This window comes from Arthrobacter sp. MYb23, from assembly GCF_002979775.1.
In the GTDB taxonomy this organism is placed as follows: Bacteria; Actinomycetota; Actinomycetes; order Actinomycetales; family Micrococcaceae; genus Arthrobacter.
This window is the reverse complement of sequence record NZ_PCPR01000042.1, coordinates 1-19,446: the sequence shown is the minus strand read 5'-3', so window position 1 is coordinate 19,446 and position 19,446 is coordinate 1. Positions and strand designations below refer to the sequence as shown.

Annotated in this window: 18 protein-coding genes; 14 read left to right on the top strand and 4 right to left on the bottom strand. The window is 61.8% G+C overall.

The window, feature by feature from the left end; all coding sequences use genetic code 11:
- The first annotated feature begins 541 nt into the window (after positions 1-541).
- The 6 genes from CQ020_RS23515 to CQ020_RS23490 are packed head-to-tail and all read left to right on the top strand — an operon-like array spanning position 542 to position 8,492.
- Positions 542-805 carry a hypothetical protein gene (locus tag CQ020_RS23515; RefSeq protein ID WP_105694255.1) on the top strand — a complete coding sequence of 88 codons (264 nt, stop codon included), beginning with the start codon at positions 542-544 and terminating at the stop codon, positions 803-805.
- Positions 802-2,157: a type VII secretion integral membrane protein EccD gene (gene eccD / locus CQ020_RS23510; RefSeq protein WP_105694254.1), complete on the top strand. Its 1,356-nt coding sequence runs from the start codon at positions 802-804 to the stop codon at positions 2,155-2,157. The genes CQ020_RS23515 and eccD overlap by 4 nt, the downstream gene beginning before the upstream one ends.
- Positions 2,150-3,217 carry a hypothetical protein gene (locus CQ020_RS23505; protein ID WP_105694253.1) on the top strand — a complete coding sequence of 356 codons (1,068 nt, stop codon included), beginning with the start codon at positions 2,150-2,152 and terminating at the stop codon, positions 3,215-3,217. The genes eccD and CQ020_RS23505 overlap by 8 nt, the downstream gene beginning before the upstream one ends.
- A gap of 4 nt (positions 3,218-3,221) precedes the next feature.
- Positions 3,222-7,196 carry a type VII secretion protein EccCa gene (gene eccCa, locus CQ020_RS23500; protein WP_105694252.1) on the top strand — a complete coding sequence of 1,325 codons (3,975 nt, stop codon included), beginning with the start codon at positions 3,222-3,224 and terminating at the stop codon, positions 7,194-7,196.
- Positions 7,186-7,566 carry a hypothetical protein gene (locus CQ020_RS23495; protein ID WP_105568158.1) on the top strand — a complete coding sequence of 127 codons (381 nt, stop codon included), beginning with the start codon at positions 7,186-7,188 and terminating at the stop codon, positions 7,564-7,566. Before eccCa ends, CQ020_RS23495 begins: the two co-directional genes overlap by 11 nt.
- Positions 7,563-8,492, top strand: a complete 930-nt coding sequence (locus tag CQ020_RS23490; protein WP_146116696.1) for a DUF6177 family protein — start codon at positions 7,563-7,565, stop codon at positions 8,490-8,492. The genes CQ020_RS23495 and CQ020_RS23490 overlap by 4 nt, the downstream gene beginning before the upstream one ends.
- A gap of 21 nt (positions 8,493-8,513) precedes the next feature.
- Here the strand turns inward: CQ020_RS23490 and CQ020_RS23485 are convergent, their stop codons facing one another.
- From CQ020_RS23485 to CQ020_RS23470, 4 genes are all read right to left on the bottom strand, one after another.
- Positions 8,514-9,758 carry a MinD/ParA family protein gene (locus CQ020_RS23485; RefSeq protein WP_219844546.1) on the bottom strand — a complete coding sequence of 415 codons (1,245 nt, stop codon included), beginning with the start codon at positions 9,756-9,758 and terminating at the stop codon, positions 8,514-8,516.
- A 114-nt stretch (positions 9,759-9,872) separates the two neighbouring features.
- A complete protein-coding gene (locus tag CQ020_RS23480; protein WP_105694250.1) occupies positions 9,873-10,637 on the bottom strand; it encodes a DUF6882 domain-containing protein in 765 nt (254 codons plus the stop codon).
- Positions 10,638-10,719: 82 nt separating this feature from the next.
- Entirely contained in the window at positions 10,720-10,938 is a 219-nt protein-coding gene (locus tag CQ020_RS23475; RefSeq protein ID WP_105694249.1) for a hypothetical protein, read from the bottom strand.
- A 109-nt stretch (positions 10,939-11,047) separates the two neighbouring features.
- Positions 11,048-11,506 (bottom strand): MarR family winged helix-turn-helix transcriptional regulator, encoded by a 459-nt coding sequence (locus CQ020_RS23470; protein ID WP_105694248.1) that lies wholly within the window; start codon positions 11,504-11,506, stop codon positions 11,048-11,050.
- A gap of 139 nt (positions 11,507-11,645) precedes the next feature.
- On the opposite strand from CQ020_RS23470, the gene CQ020_RS23465 reads away from it, so the two are divergent.
- The 8 genes from CQ020_RS23465 to CQ020_RS23430 all read left to right on the top strand — a co-directional run bounded on the left by CQ020_RS23465 (position 11,646) and on the right by CQ020_RS23430 (position 19,290).
- Positions 11,646-12,599 carry an SDR family NAD(P)-dependent oxidoreductase gene (locus CQ020_RS23465; protein WP_105694247.1) on the top strand — a complete coding sequence of 318 codons (954 nt, stop codon included), beginning with the start codon at positions 11,646-11,648 and terminating at the stop codon, positions 12,597-12,599.
- 2 nt (positions 12,600-12,601) lie between these two features.
- Positions 12,602-13,492 carry an amidohydrolase family protein gene (locus CQ020_RS23460; protein WP_105694246.1) on the top strand — a complete coding sequence of 297 codons (891 nt, stop codon included), beginning with the start codon at positions 12,602-12,604 and terminating at the stop codon, positions 13,490-13,492.
- Position 13,493: 1 nt separating this feature from the next.
- On the top strand, positions 13,494-14,714 hold the full coding sequence (locus CQ020_RS23455) for an acyl-CoA dehydrogenase family protein (protein ID WP_105694245.1): 1,221 nt from the start codon (positions 13,494-13,496) through the stop codon (positions 14,712-14,714).
- A gap of 56 nt (positions 14,715-14,770) precedes the next feature.
- On the top strand, positions 14,771-15,226 hold the full coding sequence (locus CQ020_RS23450) for a MaoC family dehydratase (RefSeq protein ID WP_024819759.1): 456 nt from the start codon (positions 14,771-14,773) through the stop codon (positions 15,224-15,226).
- A gap of 33 nt (positions 15,227-15,259) precedes the next feature.
- Positions 15,260-16,585: an MFS transporter gene (locus tag CQ020_RS23445; protein ID WP_105694244.1), complete on the top strand. Its 1,326-nt coding sequence runs from the start codon at positions 15,260-15,262 to the stop codon at positions 16,583-16,585.
- A 12-nt stretch (positions 16,586-16,597) separates the two neighbouring features.
- Positions 16,598-18,148, top strand: a complete 1,551-nt coding sequence (locus tag CQ020_RS23440; RefSeq protein ID WP_105694243.1) for a long-chain fatty acid--CoA ligase — start codon at positions 16,598-16,600, stop codon at positions 18,146-18,148.
- Positions 18,145-18,615, top strand: a complete 471-nt coding sequence (locus tag CQ020_RS23435; protein WP_105694242.1) for a DUF3237 domain-containing protein — start codon at positions 18,145-18,147, stop codon at positions 18,613-18,615. Before CQ020_RS23440 ends, CQ020_RS23435 begins: the two co-directional genes overlap by 4 nt.
- 180 nt (positions 18,616-18,795) lie before the next feature.
- A complete protein-coding gene (locus CQ020_RS23430) occupies positions 18,796-19,290 on the top strand; it encodes a DUF805 domain-containing protein (RefSeq protein WP_105694241.1) in 495 nt (164 codons plus the stop codon).
- Positions 19,291-19,446: the final 156 nt, after the last annotated feature.

Here is a 19,446-nt window from a genome sequence, read left to right as displayed (position 1 = left end):
AGTGCGCCGAGGTCCTGGTGGGACGCGTCGGTTTGTTTGCTCAGGTTCCCGAGTGTTTCGGCGCCCATGTCAAAGATAGCCATTGATTCCCCCAAAGGTAGATGGTTGTGCTGGAGCACTTTAACAGCATTGCGAACACAACATGTTAAGTCCAGTCGATGCAGTAACAAGGAAGTAAGCTCTCCGTGACAGCGTGCGTCACAATCCGCGCAGGTTACGGAAAGCAGTCCCGTGAACTTCACCTTGCCCGCAACAGGGCGCGCACAGAGTCAAAAGGCGCCAACTAGGTGCTGAATCGGACCCAAATAGGTGCTAAAAACACCCAAAATGAGTGGTCGGAAAGATCAACTAGGTACTCCGGTGCCAAAGACCAGAAAAGTTCACCTTCGCAAGGGCGAATGACGCAAGCTCCGGATCAGAGCCCGGGAGCAAACTTTGTCTCAGGCAGATGCTAGGGTCTGGACCGTTATTGAAACCGACCCATGGATTAGGGTTGATGGCACTATGACGCCGTACAGGAGCCTGATGGGGAGGGCCGCACATGGCTGAAGACTACGATTCCCGGCTGCTTGAGTCCGCCCGGGTCAGGAAGCATAGACTCGACGATTCTTTGTTGTTTGGGCAGAACCCACAGGAACGTAGCTATAAGACGGCCACCACGCGGCTCATGCAATCACTCCTGGTCGCAGCGCTCATCGCCGCAATCTGTGTTGGCTTCAGTTTCGTCCAACATCTGCTCAGTGAGCAGGCGGCCAAACAAGCAGTGACGTCAGCATCAGCAACTCTCATCAAAGGAACCCTATGAGTATGGCCTTGAGCCGGGTCACCATTATCGCGGCGCACCGGCATCTCGATGTAAGGCTCCCTTCCGATGAACCCATCGCATCGCTCATGCCGCAAATTCTGAGCCTGATGATGAACGAGCCCACCAGCACCCGGACAATCACCGGAGCCAGCACCGCAATCCTTATGTCGTCCGTGCTGACCACCAGCGTGGGCATCACCCTGGAAAGTTCACTGACGTTGCGGCAAGCGGGCATCTCCGATGGCTCCATGCTCTACCTGCGCGACGAACGCGATGTCCCTGCAGCGCCTGATGTTTATGACGTCCCCTCCTTCGCGGCCGAATCAACAGAGCGGCTCCCGGCTTTATGGGCCGGGCAGCTGCGGACTGTTGGCCTAGCGACCGTTGCCGGTCTATTGATGGCTGCTGCCGGTTCGTCGTTCGTTGTGCTTCTGCGCGGAGCCGGGAACAGGGATGCCGCCATGATCGGCATCGCGATTGCTGCAGCGTTGATGTTGCTCGGCGCCACAGCCGGACGCGTACGCTCCGTCCCTGGCGGACTCGCGTTGGTTGCCGCTGGGCTGGCAACGGCCGGTTCCACGGCCTTTATGGTGTCGCCTTTCGCTACCGGGGCTCTTCTCCTGTCCGCGGCCTTGGTCCTGGCCGTGGTTGCCTCGGGCATGGCAACGGGTAAGTACATCCCTTTCCTTTCAAGTGCCGGACTGCTCCTCCTTCTGGGTGGATTGTGGGCAGTGCTGGCCTTCAGCACTCGAGATCAGCCGCTCTCAGCCGGTATCACGGGAATCGTGGCTATCTTCGCGTTGGGTGTCGCACCCAGGCTGGCCACCGTATTGACTGGCCTTAGCGGTTTGGATGACGATCAACGCCAAGGTAAGCGGATCACCCGCAGCACAACGCTGGATGCCGTCCACGCAGCACACGCCACTTTGACCGGTTGGACGCTCACTGCAGCATTGGTGGCTGGAGTTGCGGTGGTGGTGGTTGCGACCGCGAAGAACCGGCCGGTGTGGGCGGTCCTGCTTGCGGTGGCGCTGTTGGGCGCCTTGACGTTCAGGGGCCTGGCGTTGCCGCTGCTTGCGCAGCGCGCCGGAGTCTACGTAGCAGCAGCTGGTGCCTGCTGGGGTGCCACGCAGGTCTTTGCCTTGGCTACCAAACAGCCTTTCTGGCTTGCTGTTGCAGCAGCGTTGGCAGTTCTCGTGCTGGTGGCCTCTGTAATTAAGGTCAGGGAACAGACGGCCGCCAGGCTGCGAGTCATCGCCTCAAGGCTCGAGCTCCTTTGCGTCCTTGCCACCATTCCCTTGGTTCTGGGACTTTCAGGAGCCTATACACAGCTAGGACAGACTTTTGGGTGAACAACCGCGCTCCGGATTCCCGATTGACGAGACAAGCACGACGCCGGTGGGCGGCTTCCCGGGGATGGGCAGCACCGCGGCACCAGCGCCAGCCGTGACCGGGGCGGGTCCTGCCGCACCAGCTGCTGCACCAGCAGCCGCCACCAAGGCGACAACGCCAGTCCCACCTAAGCTGCCGCCGTCGACCCCTCCTGCCCTTGAGCCGCGCTCCACACGGGTGGCCACATCACGCCGTGAAAGCGGCGACAGTTGGTGGGAACGCGTCCGCTTCGAGGTGACCGATGCAGTGACCTCCGGATCGCTGTCTGAGCGGCTCATCAGGGCAAGCTCTGCCGTTGAAGCCCCCATCACCACAGGGCGGCGCATAGTGGTTTTGGGCACGGCGGGTGGCGTGGCAACCACCACCGTTGCGGCGATGTTGGCAAAACTGCTCGGCAGCATCCGTCAGGAACCCGTCATCGCTATAGACGCCACTGATCACAGTGGAAATTTGATGCGATACCTCGGTGCATCGCAGGTGGCCCCGTTGGCCAAGCTGATGCATCAATTCCGCACAGAACCCGTGCGGACGCTTCCGGATGCCGTTAAGAACGCAGCAGCCTGCGGCAGTCAGGTTTTCGCGGCGGGCAGGGCTGACGTTCCTGCCTTGGCGGACCAACCGCTCGGCTTACAGGAGTGGACAGATGTGTCATCTAGGTTCTCGCGCTTTATGGCGGTAACAATCGTCGACGGCGGCGCCTCGCCTTTGTCCCGACACGCGGCGGCGCTTCTGGAGACTGCGCACGCCGTGGTGCTGGTTGCACCGCCGGGTAACCCGGAGGCCGCAAAACTCGCATCCATTCAAGAGTCCTTGAACAACACTTTCCCGGACGTCCAACAGGTGACCGCGGTGGTCCGTTCCCGCCAGAGTCACGATGCCGCAGTGCGCGACGGCGTGCTGCCCTATGACCGGCACTTGGCCAGTGGCAGCAGCCTTCAACTCAGCCGTCTGGGCTCCCGAACCAGGATCGCCGCCACGGAACTGACCGGCAAGGCCCTGATGGCCGCGAACAGGGCATGAGCGCATGACCACACGGATCGTCCACCGCCCTGCCAGGACCACACTTCCTGAAAAGACGCCTGAAGCTGCACTGCTGGATGCCCCGCCGCAGCTGGCCGGGGGAGCAGGCGGGATGAACCTCCTTGCCCTGGTGCCCATGCTGGGAGCTGCTACGTCGGTGACGGTGATGATGCTTTTCCGGGGCTCGTCTTTGGCCGGCATTGGCGCGATCATGATGGTGGCCACGGTCCTTGCTTCGGTTGTGCTCATGTTTTCCCAGCGCGGCAAGGCCACCCGTCAAAGGGCGGCCAAGCGGAGACTGTACATGGACTACCTCAGGCGCCGCCGCTCTGATTTTGAGTCAGAAGAACAGCGTGCACGGTCTGGCGCAAATGCTGCGCATCCGCCGGTGAGCCGCTTGGTGCAAAGCGTGGTCAACCATCCCCACCGGCTTTGGGAACGTCGCAGGACGAGTCCTGACTTCCTGGTCACCCGGTTCGGCACCGGCAGTGTTCCGCGCAGACCCATCACGATTCAGGACAGCGGCGATGCTGTTGAACGTCCGGACGCCTTCATGCTCTCTGAAGCCGAACAGCTTCGCCAACGCTTTGGCAGCAATCCGGATATGCCGCTGACGCTGCCGCTGGCTGCAGTGTCCGACGTATCAATCGTGGGGGACCGGGAAACGGCACTAATGGTCTGCCGCAGCCTGCTCTGCCAGCTTTCTGCCGCACAATCTCCCGAGGATGTGGAGTTGGCGATTGTTGTTGGTGATGACCAGCTGGAGGACTGGGAATGGACCAAATGGCTGCCCCACCTGCAGGAGCGGGGAACCCTGCGAAGGGCGGGTTCATTGGCTGAGCTGGCCGGCCTGCTGGAAGGTTCCATGGGTGCGCGGCTCACCGTGGTGAACAGCGCCGCCCGCAACTTCCAGCAAGTTCCCGCGGATGCCCTTCCGAGGCTGATTATTATCACGGACCTTCCCGGGAAGAACGCCGGGGCGCTCCCTGGAGTGCCTGCTGACCTTCCCCTAACCAAGCTTGCGGTGACCCGGATCCATGTGTTGGCTGAGCAGCAACAAGAGCCGGAACGGGTTGACCTCCGTCTGATGGTCTCGCCCGACGCACTGAGTATGGAAGCTACTGCCACCGGCCAAACCATGCAGGGCGTTGCTGATGACGTGTCTCCTGTGGTTGCTGAATCCGTAGCCAGGGCCTTGGCTCCGCTGCGTCTTTCGGAGTTGTCCCACGAATTCGGCGAGCACAAGTCCTCGCGGAGCTACGCAGAGGCTCTCGGTCTGAGCGACTACACGGCCGAGGCCATGCTCCAGTTGTGGAAGAGCCAACGAGGCTCGGATTTCCTGAGGGTTGCCATCGGAGAAGACGAGGACGGAACACCGGTCCACCTGGATCTAAAGGAACCGGCCCGGCAAGGCATGGGACCGCACGGGCTCTGCGTGGGAGCAACCGGTTCGGGCAAATCCGAACTCCTGCGCACAATAGTCCTGTCGTTGATCGCCACACATTCCCCCGAGGACCTCAGCATGGTCCTGGTGGACTACAAGGGCGGCGCAACGTTCGCCCCGTTCGAGGCCGCCCCCCATGTTTCAGGTTTGGTCACTAACCTGGTCAGCGATGCCAGCCTGGTGGACAGAATCTATTCCAGCCTCGCGGGAGAGGTTAAACGTCGGCAGGAGTTGCTGAAGAACGGTGGCGACTTTGCCCACATCAACGATTACCGGAGCGCCCGGAGCAGGACCCCGGACAGCCCGGCCCTTGCTGAGCCGCTGCCCTACTTGTTCGTGTGCATCGACGAGTTCGGGGAATTGCTCACTGCACGTGCTGACTTCATCGATCTCTTGCTCTCCATCGGCAGGATTGGGCGTTCGATCGGCATCCACCTGCTCTTGGCTTCCCAGAAAGTGGAGCAAGGCATGCTCCGCGGCCTCGATACCTACCTGGCCTACCGGATAGCACTTCACACCAATTCGGAAAGCGAAAGCCGCACCATCATTGATGTCCCCGATGCCTATCACCTGCCCAGCACCCCGGGCCACGGCATCCTCAAAGTGGACACCACCGTGTTCAAGCGATTCCGCGCAGCCTACGTCTCCGGCGCCTTGCCCCTGGCGGAGGACGACGACGTCGATTCAGTGACGGAGTCAGTTCCCGTGCAGACCTTCCGCCTGGCAGAAGAAACCGTTAACGAGGTGCCCGATCCGGTCCTGATAAACAGCGCCATGACGCGGGGCGTTCCCGTAGAAGGCAAGCGCCCCTCAAGCCAGGCAGAAAGTGCCACCATCCTCTCCGCCGTCGTGGGTTTCGCCGCACAGCAACCGCGATCAACGCCACCGGTGTGGCTTCCGCCCCTGCCGGTTGCTGTGTCCCTGGCGGGAACCGGCGCCTCACTGGAGCTCACGTCCACAGGCCCGAGGCTCGGCCAACCGCAATATCTCAGCCCCGCAATCGGGATCCTTGATGACCCGGCCCGGCAGTGGCAAGGACCGTGGCACCTTGATCTCACTGCCCGCGGCGGCAACCTCGCGATCATCGGTGCCCCGCAAAGCGGCAAGTCCACCGCGCTGCGCACCATCGCGGCATCGCTGGCCTTGAGCCATGGGGTGGAGGACGTCAATATCTACGCGGTGGACCTCCTGGGCAATGCGCTCGCAGGGCTGGCGGCGCTGCCGCATTGCAGTGGGGTGGCCGGCCGTGGCAACAGGGAGCTGCTTCGGAGGACCATTGAAGAGGTTCAGGGCCTGCTGAATGTCCGGCAATCCGTGTTCGATCACCACAAGCTGGATTCACTCCAAGGGATGCGTGCGCTCCGGTCCAGGGGTGGGCTTGGGGAGCTGGCATGCACCGATGCTTTCCTTCTCATCGACGGTTTTGGAAGCCTGACCTCCGAGTTCCCTGAACTGGAGGACTCGGTCCACGACATCATGACCCGCGGCAGCACTCTGGGCGTCCACGTCCTGGTCAGCCTACGGAGTTGGTCCGAGGTACGGATGTCCCGGCAATCACTTTTGGGAACAAGGATTGAGCTGCACCTTGCCGATCCCGCGGATTCCCTGGACCGCCGCCTCGCAACAACACTTGGGGCAAACCGTCCGGGACGCGCACTGACCATGGATAAGACCATTGGTCACTTTGCCCTTCCGTCGTTGTCCCCAACCCCGGATCGGGACAATGCCGGGCAGGAACTGGCCGAGCTCGGTGGGGTTTTGGGCCAGTACAGCCCGCTGACCGCGCCTCCCGTACGCGTCTTGCCTGCACTGACGCGGCTTTCGCCGGATCACAGTCTGGGCGGCGGCAGCATAGCGCTTGGCGTTCGGGAGCACGACGCCGGCATTGAGAACCTTGATCTGTTGGGCACGGACAGGGGAGCCGTGGTGATTGGTGACCCCGAAACCGGCCGGACCAACCTGTTGAGGACTGCGGCCTCACAGCTGATGGCCTCCCACGAACCGGGTCAACTGGCCTTTGCGGTGTTCGATCCTCGCCAACAGCTGCAGGACTTCATCCCTGACGAGTATCTGGGCGAGTATGCCTCCAACGGGCAAAAGGCAGCCCAGCTGGCCGAGTTCGTTGCGGGGCAGGCACGGGACAGGTTAGGGGACGGAAGCAGGGCACCAGTGCGTTCGCCAAAGATCGTGCTCTTGGTGGACGACTATGACATTCTGGCGGCGACCGGAAACCAGCCCCTGCGTGCTTTGGCAAGCTACCTTCCCTCCGGTGCCGACATTGGACTTTTCGCCATGGTCACCAGCAGGACCACCGGCAGCGGCATGATGATGCACGACTCCTTCATTGCTAGTCTCCGGGCCGCCGGCGCCCCCGTCATCCTGTTCTCGGGCGACCGCTCAGAAGGAGTGGTCGCCAACGGTGAACGTCCTGTTCCGCTACCGGCGGGCAGGGCAAGAATTCTTCGCACAAGCCGCCCCCCTGTGACCGTCCAGACCTTCCACCACCATCATGAGGTTGTTCACCATGAGCTATGACTTTCACCTGATTTGCGATCAAGACCCTCGCGAAGGTCGCTTTGAGTATGCGTGCGGCGAGTTCGAAAACAAGTTCTTTGTCAACGCAGTGGAGGGCTCCGAGAACCTTGTGGTGAACCTCGCGGGAGAAGATCTGGGGCTCATCAGCGTTCCCGTGAACGTGCCGAATTCTGAAGTGCGCCGGGTCTTTGGTGAGGAGGTGGCCCACCAGCTTGCCGGTGACGCCTGGGTCTCTGAGGTCAACTGCCCTTATGACAAAGACACCGCTGAGGCCGTGCGCGCCTTCCTCATGATCACGGTGATCGGAACCAAAGGACTTCTCATTGATCCGCAGTCCAACGAGGTCATCAACGCGGAGTGGGGAGCATGAGTTCAATACCGTGGGTGCCCGTTCCAACTCCAGCGGCCCGTCCCTGGCTTAGCAGGACGCTGCGCAGGGACCTGCAGCAAGCTGCGGCTGCGTCGGCGGGAAACGGCATTGTCGCCCTTCAGACACGAGCCGATGCGGCCATCACTTACCCGCTGCTGGCATTTCTCAAAGCCGCGGGAATCCCATGGTTTGCGGAAGACCCCAACGGTGAGGTGCGCGACGCCCTGGCGGCGGCCGACGCCGCTCAGTTCAGCGACACCGCTGCGGCGAGCGGCCCGCCTGCGGTGAGTCCCGCCGTCGTGATCCGAGGCAGCGTGCTGCATGCTGCCTCTGGTGACCTGATACTGGGAACTTTTACGTCCAGGATGTTGACAGCGGCCGGGTGCACTCCGGAGTATCTGGGTCCCGCAGAGCCGCTTCAGCAGAGGTGGAATGAAGCGGCGCTTACTGCCTGGCTGCGCGAAACCATGCCTTTGGGGATTGCCGTGCTGTCCGGGCAGCGCTTCGCGGGAGTAGTAACGGCCTACCGTACGGATTCAGGAGTGGTGGAGGCGTTCGATGTATTGATGTCAGCCCCTTCCAGCAGTGCTCTTCCCGATCTTGTAACCCTTGAGGCTGCAGCCGTGGAAGCCAATGCACAGGAACTAACCGTGGAACTACACCTTGGCGCCTCCGGGCTAAGCATCCCCGTCGGCGGGGACGCCATGAGGGTTCCGCAGTTGCTGGTACTGGGGCCATCGCTGCACAGAGGTGTTCCCGAAGCGGTGGAACTGGATACTGCCGGGGCGGCCGCGGCGCTCCGTGGACACGCCCCCTTCCAGCATCTGGCCGTCCGATACCCGACGGCTTCCACCTGGGATGGTGGAAAAGCCCGCCGCACCCAGGCGCTCATCTTCGGAGCGGCGCAGGGCAAAAGCACAGGGTAACCCTCAGGGCCGGTAGCCGGCCTAGATGTAGCCGTCCACGATCGCGGCGGCTATCTCCTTATAGGCCCTGCGGGTCCCGGCCGAAATCTTGTCCAACGAAATGCGGTCACCATCGGCGACGCCGCGATCGTGCGGGACTGTAATGAGTTGCCGGCAGAAGCCTGCGAGGTGCTCTTCAATGGCACGCTTATTGACCCGGCTGGAAACTTGGTCCTTGTCCGTGACCACCACAATGGCGTTTCTGGCCAGATTCTCATACCCATGGTCGGCAAGCCACTGGAGGGTATTGCGGGCACGCTTGGCACCGCTCACGGCATAGCCGGACGCGATGACCAAGTTGGTAGCTTCGGGGAGCACTCCGGCCATGGCCGGATGTGACACGCCCGTGCCGCAGTCAGTGAGAGTCACCGAGTAGTACTGGGACACCAAGTGTTTAATCTTCAGGTATTCAGCAGCCGTCAGGGCATCGGATAACGCGGGATCCTGCTCGCCTGCCACCAAATGCAGTCTGTTGGCGTGATGCATGTAGTCGGTGAGCATTGTCAGCGACGTGATCTTCTCGATGTCCCGGACAATATCCGTGATGGTACGCGGCTTGACCTTCTGATAGAGCATTTCGCCGAGTGCGCGTTCGGCCAGGTCCCCGCTATCAGGGTTGGCGTCGATGGCGCACGGGTGGTCGCCGCGGTACTCGGCGAGGATCATGCCCACGCCCACGGTGGTGGAGGTCTTGCCGATTCCGCCCTTGAGGCTGAGGACCGCTGTGTTGAAGCTGCCGGAGAGCGGACGGGCGATCCGGCGTTCCAGCTCGGCCTCGTCCTGGTCCCTGGCGCTGGGGCCGAGGTTCACGAAACCACCCGTAGCCGAATACAGGGCGCCGCGGAAGCCCGTGGTGGGACGTGGCCTGTCCGGCCGGACGAACTGTGTCTCAAGGTGCGTCGAACCGTAGCTTGGGGTTGTCGAAGGAGCCACCACCGAGTCTGCAGGGGCTTCTGCCGAGTCTGCCGGGGTGCTGTCTACGGCACCCGGGAATCCTGTCACCGCTTCGGCGCGACCGTCCGGATGCACGTGGAACCGGCCTTCCTGGCCCTTGACATGGTCTACCGCATCCGCCAGAACCGGAGCTCCGGACGACTTGGCATAGTCAGCAAGCACCGCTATTGCAGCCGAGTAAGGATCAATTCCCTCCGGCGGAGAGATGGCCTCTCCACCTACTGTTACCCTGCCGTCGGCAAACACTTCGACGCGTGTGGCCCCCAGTTCCATCGCTGTACCCTTCGATATTCCGCTACGCATCTTGGTGACGCTCCAACCAGTGATACTAGCCGGGGTAGGCATGGCGGGTCATGTCACGTGTCCTGTGCCGGTCCAGCCAACCTGCTATTTGGAACCGGTCAATGATCCATTCACGGTGCTCAGCCTGTTGTTTTCGTCGAACGCGATAGTGGCCTTCCCGTCGTCGAACGTTACCTCAAGGGTGCCCGGAGACGGTTCGGTGACCGGTGTCTGAAGCCGGAAGCGGGCGTAGCTTTCCACGGCTCGGCGGTGGTCCTCGATCATGCCGGCGGCCACCGCCTCCATGAGGCGCATCTGGAAGGTGAGGGCTGATGGCGGCCCCAGCTCCAGGCTGCCGTGGTTATAGGCGACCACGGCCATGGAGCCCCTGCCGATGTCGGATGTGAAGTGGTTCGCCCGGCCGGTAATCATTTTCACTGCGGTGGCAATCTTGAAGGCCACCAAGGTTGATCCTGCCTTTTCTGCGCTGAGCCTGACTTCCTCATCCGCAAACGCTGGGACGATGCTGGTGAAGGGAACCTCACCATTGGTCAGTTCCTCAATGCCGTAGTGCCGGCCGAATGCCACTACCTGGTCAAAGACTTCCTTTTGGGCAGGTGTGGCCGCAACATTCGGATTCGCCCATCCCCACAGGAAACTCTTGGGACCGGGGCCGGACGTTCCCACAAAAGCAGTCTGCAAATGCTTTGAACTTCTCCCGGGAAAGTGGAATTCCACACTGGTGAACTGATCGGCTGTGTGCCAACGCTCGTAGCCCCATTCCTCAAAACGATCGTCCTGCATGTGATGGGTTTCGAGGAAAAGGATGGCACCGTCGTCGACGATGTTTTGGAAGGTCAGCTCAGTCATGGGACCCAGCCTAGACGTGGTGCCGGACAGCGAAGCAAGTCAACAAGGCCTGTTGTTGATAAGTGCCTGTCTGGCGACTTTCCTAGTGCCGTCCGCTGGTCCTCGCCATTAAGGCCTGGAGGTCTTCGGCAACCTTGGCTACCTCACGCTGCCTTGAAGTGCGGACAGGCTTTGATCCATGTGTTGCCTGCCGGACCGGCCGGTTGGAAGCGCGGGTTTGGCGGTGGACTTGAGGATCGCGAACGGGTGCGTCGACGGTGACGGCGCCCTGCAGGGGATCGTGGAAAAGGGGGAAGCTCATAGTTTCCGATCCTGTCAGAAGCTCTACGATGCCGATATGGACAGGTGCATACGGTAACCGGGGGCTGCTGTGCAGATGTCCATCCATTGCGCCCAATCGGGGGACGACCTTACCCCCAGAGCGCCTTCTTCAACAGTGCCCTCAGCTGCACGTTCTCTTCCTCGCTGAGTGCCGCGAGCTGTGTCCGCTCGCACTCTTCGAGTCCGGCCCGCGCTTTGTTGTGGATCCTGCGGCCTTCAGCGGTGGAGACGATGATCTTGGCCCGGCGGTCCTGCTTGCCTTGGGCTCGTTTGACCAGTCCGCGGTGCTCGAGGTCGTCGACGAGGCTGACTACTTGGCTGGGGTCCAGGCTGAGGAAATCGGCGAGTTCGCGTTGGGTGGGTTCCAAGCCGCTGCAGGCGAGTGTCAGCACGGAGAATGACCGCTCGCGGAGGCCGTAGTCGGCCAGCGCTTTGTTGTTCAGGAGTGAACCGGTGGCGTGCAGTTTGGCCAGCAACAGGCCCACGTCACTGCCGATTTTTGCTGCGGCGAGGCGCGGGGTTTCCACTTCGGTGCTTTGCGGGCCCATGACAACTCCAATAGTAATGAAAAACAATCGTTGACTTTTTCAATGATCCGTATTCTCATTGATCATGACAAGGATCTCACGTTGCAGTGGGATCGGCCTCACCGGCTCCGGCCGGTTACTGCATGCGAAGGAGCACGCCATGAGCTTGAACGGCAAGGTTGCAATCGTCACCGGGAGTGGACAGGGTCTTGGACTCGCTTACGCGAGGGAACTCGCCCGCCAGGGTGCCGCCGTCGTGATTAACGACGTGAATGCTGAGACTGCTGCGGAGGCTGTTGCGCTGATTGAGGCCGACGGCGGCCGGGCCACCGCCGTGGTGGTTCCGGTGGGCAACACTGATGCTGCGAAGGCTTTGGTGGCGGGTGCTGTTGAAACGTTCGGTCGGCTGGACATTCTGGTGACGAACGCCGGGATTTTGCGGGACAAGAGCCTGCTGAAGATGACGGATGAGGATTTTGACGTCGTCATCAACGTCCACCTGAAAGGCACATTCACCTGTGTCCGTGAGGCGTTTGCGTACTTCAAGGAGAACAACATCCCCGGCCGCATCATCACTATTGGTTCGCCGACCGGCCAGCGCGGCAACTTTGGCCAGAGCAATTACGCGGCGGCGAAGGCCGGCATCGTCGGCATGGTGCGCACGTGGGCCCTGGAGATGAAGAGGGCCGGTGTGACGGTGAATTCGGTGATTCCGGTGGCGGCAACAGCAATGACCAAGACGGTGCCGTATTTCCAGAAAGCTGTCGAGGCTGACGAGCGTGGCGAGGCGATGCCGTCGTTCTTCCGTCACGATCTTGGTTTTGGAACGGCCGACGACGTTGCCGGGCTGATTGCCTTCCTCGCCTCTGATGAGGCCGCCGGGATCACGGGCCAGGCGATTGGTGCCGGTGGTGACCGGTTGCAGGTGTGGACGCACCCGACGGCGGCGAGCACTGAGTACCGCGAGGGCGGCTGGAGCTATGAGGCACTGCAGGAGAACGCCGGCTCGCTGTTTGGCCCGGAGGCGTTGCAGAGCTTCGGTGAGGAATTCCTGCCCTTGCCCGCGGAGTTGCAGCCCGAACCGGCTAAATCTGAAGCGGTTCAGGCACGCTGATCATGGCCGACCGTTACGAACTAGGCATCGACGCCTCCGGGCTGGATGCGATTGACATGCACGTCCATCTCGAGGTGGACAGTTGCGGGCACGGCTCGCTGCCGGAAGCGTTGACGGAAGCTTCTGCGAAGTACTTCAAGTCCGAGGACCGCACCCCGTCGCTGGACAGGATCGCGGAGGTGTACCGGGAGCTGAACATGGCCGCGGTCGTTTTCACGGTGGATGCCCGGACGCAGCTCAAGCATGAGCCCAACAGCATCCCGGAGCTGATTGCCGGAGCTGCGCGGAACAATGATGTGCTCATTCCGTTCGGCAGTGTTGACCCCAGGACCGGGGAGGACGCGATCGCGGGGGCGAAGCATCAGGCTGTTGAGCTCGGTGCCCGCGGCTTCAAGTTCCACCCGTCGTTGCAGGGATTTGATCCGTCCAACGAGACGTTCTACCCGTTGTGGGAGGCCCTGCAGGAGTTGGGGTTGCCGTGTATTTTCCACACGGGCCAGAACGGCATGGGTGCTGGGCTTCCGGGCGGGTATGGGATCAAGCTGGCGTTCTCGAATCCGTTGTTGCTGGATGCGGTGGCTGCTGATTTCCCGGGGTTGCAGATCATCATGGCCCACCCTTCGGTGCCGTGGCAGGACGAGGCGAACTCGATCGCGACGCACAAGTCCAACGTCTTCATCGATTTGTCCGGGTGGTCGCCGAAGTACTTCCCGGAATCCCTGGTTCGTCTGTCGAATTCGGTGTTGCAGGACAAGGTCCTGTTCGGCACGGACTTCCCGCTGATCACCCCGCAAAAGTGGCTCGGTGCCTTCGCGGACCTGCCGCTGAAGGACGACGTCCGTCCCAAGATCCTCAAGGACAACGCCGTCAGGCTGCTGGGACTGGGTGGCTGAGATGACCGCAACTGTTGTGGCTCAAAGGCTGTATTCCGTGGCGGACTGGTACGACGCCGAGGCGCTGCTCAGTACCGAAGAGCGCCGGGTGCTGGGCCGGTTGCGGACCTTCCTGGAGACCGAAGCGAAACCTCTGTTGGCCGAATACTGGGAGCGCGGCGAATTCCCTGAACAACTCGCGCAGCCGTTGATCGACCTTGATCTGATGGAACCAGCCGATCTCACCGTCGATGCCCCAGCGAGGGGGATTTTCCACGGCTTCCGGATCTTCGAACTCGCCCGCACTGACGCTTCCCTGGCTACTTGGTACACGGCGCAGGCTGGTTTGTTCCGGACCGCGATCCGGGTGGGGGCGTCCGACGAGCAGCAGAAGGAGTGGATGCCCAAGGTCATCGACTTCTCCCTCAAAGGTGTTTTCTCGCTGACCGAACCCGAGCATGGCTCGGACATCGCGGGGGGGCTTTCCACCACCGCGCGCTTCGAACCAGGCCCTGGGACAGAGCCCGACGGCGGCAGCTGGGTTCTGGACGGCGCCAAGCGGTGGATCGGGGGAGCTTCCACGGCGGATGTGTTGTGTGTGTTCGCCCGTGACGTCGCCGATGGTCAGGTCAAAGCGTTCCTCGTGGACCGAGTCGCGGACGGAGTAATCCTGGAGAAGATCCACGGAAAGACCTCGCTGCGGATGATGCAGAACGCCCACATCACCTTGAACAACGTCCGCGTCCCGGCGGCCATGCGCCTGCACAACGTGGACTCCTTCAAGGACGTCGCCGCCATGCTGCGGGCCATGCGCTCCGACGTCGCCTGGATCGCCACCGGCATCCAGGCCGGAGCGTTCGAAGCAGCCCTGGCGTATGTGAGGGAACGCCAGCAGTTCGGCCGGTCGCTGGGTTCGTTCCAACTGGTCCAGGAGAAGCTGGCCCGAATGCTCGGCAACATCACGGCATCACTATCCCTGGTGGTGCGGCTGACCGAGCAACAGGGCTGGGGGATCTACAGGGATCAGGACTCGGCCCTGGCCAAAATGCAGACGTCCCTGATGATGCGCGAAACCGTCGCCCTGGCCCGCGAAGTGGTGGGCGGCAACGGCATCACCCTCGCCGCCGACGTCGCGCGTTTCCATGCCGACGCCGAAGCCGTCTATTCCTACGAGGGCACCCACGAAATCAACGCCCTCATCATCGGCCGCGCCCTCACCGGTGCCAGTGCCTTTACCAACTAACCACCCGCTTTCAGGCAACAACCAGTACTCAAACAAAAACACCACAGGAGGCAAAGATGCCCAATCTCGTCGTCGATTTCGACACCCTGCTCACCATGTCCGGTAAGGACCTCGGCACCACCGATTACCGCGAAATCACCCAGCAGCAGATCAACCTGTTCGCCGATGCGACGGACGACCAGCAGTGGATCCACACTGATCCCGAACGCGCCAAGGACGGCCCGTTCGGTGCCCCGATCGCGCACGGTTTCCTCACCCTGTCCCTCATCATCCCGTTCTGGGGCGAACTCTTCGATGTCGAGGGCGTGACCACCAAGGTCAACTACGGCCTGGACAAAGTCCGCTTCACCTCACCGGTGAAGGTCGGTTCCAAGGTCCGCATGAACGGCAGCATCGCCGAGGTCACCGAAGTCAAAGGCGGCGCCCAAATCAAGGTCAACGCCACCATCGAAATCGAAGGCCAGGAACGCCCCGCCGTCGTCGCCGAATTCCTCGCCCGCTTCTACAAATAAACCCACCCCTCCCTCCTCTCCCAAGGAACAGCCATGTCAGGACACACTGCGCTCGCACCGTCGAGCACGGCCGCCAAGCGCAAAGAAGCGCGCACGGTCATCATGTCCAGCTATCTGGGCAGCACCATCGAGTTCTACGACTTCCTGCTGTATGCAACGGCCGCTGCGGTGGCCTTCCCCAAAGTGTTCTTCGCCGGTACTGACGAGTGGGTGGGCGTCGTAGCCGCCTACGCCACGTTCGCTGCCGGATATGTTGCCCGGCCTTTGGGCGGCATCATCTTTGGACACTTCGGTGACCGGATCGGCCGCAAGGGCATGCTGATCGTCTCCATGGCCGTGATGGGCATCGCGTCGACGTTGATTGGCTTGGTTCCGGGAGCCAACGTCATTGGTCCGTGGGGTGCCGTGATCCTGGTGGTCTTGCGTGTCTGCCAGGGAATCGCTGTGGGCGGTGAATGGGGCGGGGCCGCCCTCATGGCCTTGGAGCATTCGGATCCCAAGCGGCGCGGGTTCGCGGCATCGTTCGTCAATGCCGGTGCCCCGACGGGTGCAGTCCTCGGCACCGTCGTGATGGGCATCTTCTCCGCCCTTCCCCAGGACGCGTTCCTGGCCTGGGGTTGGCGAGTGCCGTTCCTGTTGTCCTTCGTGCTCTTGATCGTGGGTATGTTCGTGAGGCTGCGGGTTTCCGAGAGCCCGATCTTCGCTGAAGCTGTGGCCAAGGAAAGCGCTCAGGGCACCAAGCGCAAAATCCCGTTGGTGGAAGTATTGAAGCGCCCCAAGGCACTCATCATGATCATGTTCGCCGGAGCTGCTGGCTTCGGCCTCCAGGTAGTGCTGCCCACGTTCTCCGTAACCTATGCAGTGTCCAAGGGCGCACCGCAGCAGGGTGTGCTCTATGCCTTCGCAGGCGCCTCGGCCATCTCCATCCTGTTCGTCCTCTTGGGAGGCAGGCTCTCGGATCGCTTTGGCCGCCGTCCGGTCATGGTCACCGGCCTGGCCTTGTTCATCCTTTTCTTGTTCCCAATGTTCGGGATGCTCAGCTCCGGCAACATTGCGGTGGTCTTCCTGGCCTTCACCGTGGCGCTGGTTCTGCATTCGTCCCTTTATGGTCCGCTTGCAGCGTTCGTTTCCGAGCAGTTCGGCACCACTAACCGCTATACCGGCGCAGCAGTCGGCTACCAGTTGGCAACCCTGATCGGCGCGGGCTTCACACCCGGCATTGTGGCGGGCCTTTATAAGGACTCCGGCCAGAGCATCGTCCCCGTGGTGGTGTTCCTGTCCGTCATGTCGCTGGTATCGATTGTCTTCATCCTGCTGACGCGGGAGTCTAAGAACAACGACCTCTCTACGGTCAGTTAGGAGTACCGCACCATGGACAACAACGGAGTTGGATCCTGGCTGCACCGGCGCCGGATCAAGTCCGGTACCAAAACTGCCATCATTTCCGGTGAGCACACTGTGAGCTACGCGGAACTCGCAGAACGGACAGACCGCCTGGCCAACGCCCTTAAAGGCAGGGGCGTGGGCAAGGGCGACAGGGTGGCTTACCTCGGTGAGAATCACCCGTCCTTTGTGGAGACGTTCTTCGCCTGCGGCATGCTGGGCGCCATCTTCGTCCCGTTGAACACCCGCTTGGCAGCCCCGGAGCTGCAGTTCCAACTGCAGGACTCAGGAGCGCGGACCCTCATCAGCGCGGCATCGTTGGAGGTCGTCGCCGCCGAGTCCTGCCTCGACACCGAGGTAACGCACCGTCTTGTAGTGGCGGCCGACGACGTCACTGGCGGTTCGGCTCTTAAGCTGCCATCCGGCGTCGAGCACTATGGTGAGGTGCTCGACGCTGCACCCGCGGCGACGCTGGATGTAGCGGTGACGTTGGAAGACGGCGCCATGATCCTCTACACGTCCGGCACCACCGGCAAGCCCAAGGGGGCTTTGCTGACACACGGCAACATCACCTGGAACTGCTTCAACACGGTGGTGGACATGGACCTGAACCGCAACGACGTTGCGCTCATGATCTCACCGCTGTTCCACGTGGCATCCCTTGATATGGGACTGCTTCCCGTGCTGCTCAAGGGTGCCACCGTGGTGCTTGAAACCAAGTTCGACGCCGGCCGGGTGCTGGAGCTGGTGGGGCAGCACAAAGTCACCACGCTCAACGGTGTCCCCACCACCTTCCAGATGCTCTGTGACCATGCCGGATGGTCGACGGCGGATCTCAGCTCCCTGGACAAGCTCACCTGCGGCGGTTCTGCCGTTCCGCAGCGGGTGCTGGATGCGTATGAGCGGCGCGGCATAGGTTTCACCAGTTGCTATGGCATGACCGAAACCGCGCCGGGGGCCACCATGTTGCCGGCTTCACGGTCCAAGGAAAAGGCCGGCTCCGCGGGGCTGGCGCACTTCTTCACTGACGTGCGGATTGCCGATCCACTGGGCGGCATCGCAGGCCTTGGCGAGGTGGGGGAGATCCAAATCTCCGGCCCCAACGTGATCAAGGAGTATTGGAACCGGCCCGAAGCCACCGCCGAAAGCTATTCCGAGTCGGTCTGGTTCCGCTCCGGGGACATGGGCTACCAAGACGGGGAGGGCTTCCTGTTCGTTTCGGACCGCATCAAGGACATGATCATTTCCGGCGGCGAGAACATCTACCCGGCTGAGGTAGAGGCGGCCATCGCGGAATTACCAGCCGTGGGGAGTGTGGCCGTGATCGGAATTAATGACCTGAAATGGGGAGAGGTGCCCCGGGCCATCGTCACTTTGCGTGAAGGAGAATCCCTGACCGAGGAACAACTGCGCTCGCATCTGGAAGGCCGGTTGGCGCGGTACAAGATCCCCAAATCCGTGGTGTTTGTTGAGGAAATGCCACGAACCGCCAGTGGGAAGATCCGGAAGATGGACCTCCGGAAGGACTACGCGCAGTGACGCTCAATCCGGAGCCGCCAGCATTGACGTTCCTCGCCACCTTGAGCGTGGAGGTAGGCGAGCCGATTGACGCCGGTGTCACTCCGGAGGGGCACCGGCGCATCATACCCATTGTTGGGGGAACAGTGTCCGGGCCGCAGTTCCAAGGTCGCGTTTTGCCGGCCGGTGCGGACTACCAGATTCTCCGGAACGCCGAGCTGACGGAGTTGGACGCCAGATACGCGGTGGAGCTCGAAGGGGGAGCCGTGGTGTATGTGCATAACGCGGCTCTCCGCTTTGGCGCCGCGGAAGATATCGCCAGGCTGAACAGCGGAGAGGAAGTAGACCCTGCGCTGATCTACTTCCGGTGCAGCCCGCGATTTTCCACCGCTTCGCCTGAGTGGGCCTGGCTCAACCACACGGTCATGGTGGGATCGGGGCGGCGCCGGCCTGGTTCGGTGGAAATCGACGTGTTCACAGTGAGTTAGAACGCGGGAAATGTTGTCTCATGAAAAGTCCCACCCACGAAATATTGCGTTACCAGGCTAAATCCGGGTTAACTTCCTCCATCGAACTGCCTAATTCGCTGTTGGGGCATTACGATAAGCACGACTCACTCTGAGCACGAAGCTCCATCACGACTCACACCTAACCCGGGGGATATACCAATGAGCACTTACCCGCAACAACCGCAACAAACCGAACAGTACGCTGCACAGACCGGCGAGCCGCCGCTGTGGGCTCCGTACTACGGCGCTCCGATTGGTGCAGCCGTCAAGCGTTTCTTCAAGAAGTACGCCGCATTCTCAGGCCGCGCCAGCCGCAGTGAATACTGGTGGGTCGCCCTTGTACTGGGCGTCATCGGATTCGCCATTCAGATCCTCACTTTGGTTCTGGGCAGTGCAGGAGCCACCGTTTCTGCAAGCGGAACCACCACGCCTGGCCCGGGCTCTGTCGTCGGCCTTATTCTGGCCCTCGTCTTCTACTTGGCGATCCTCGTCCCGTCCATCGCCCTGCTGGTGCGCCGCCTCCATGACGGCAACTTCAGCGGGTGGCTCGTCCTTCTCGGCCTGATTCCCGGCTTGGGCGGACTGGCGCTCTTCGTGTTCTCGCTCCTGCCGTCCAACCCGGCCGGCCAGCGTTTCGATCAGCCGACTGCATAGTCAGCCACGTAGCAAGTAGTACGTTCTAAAGAAGAGGGGCGGCACCTCGCGTGCCGCCCTTTTTCGTGCCCTTTTGTTTCAGTTTTCGGGCTTCACGTGCCGGGGACGCAGCACCCGTGAAATGCTGTGACTGACCCACCCCCACGATGAGCCCCA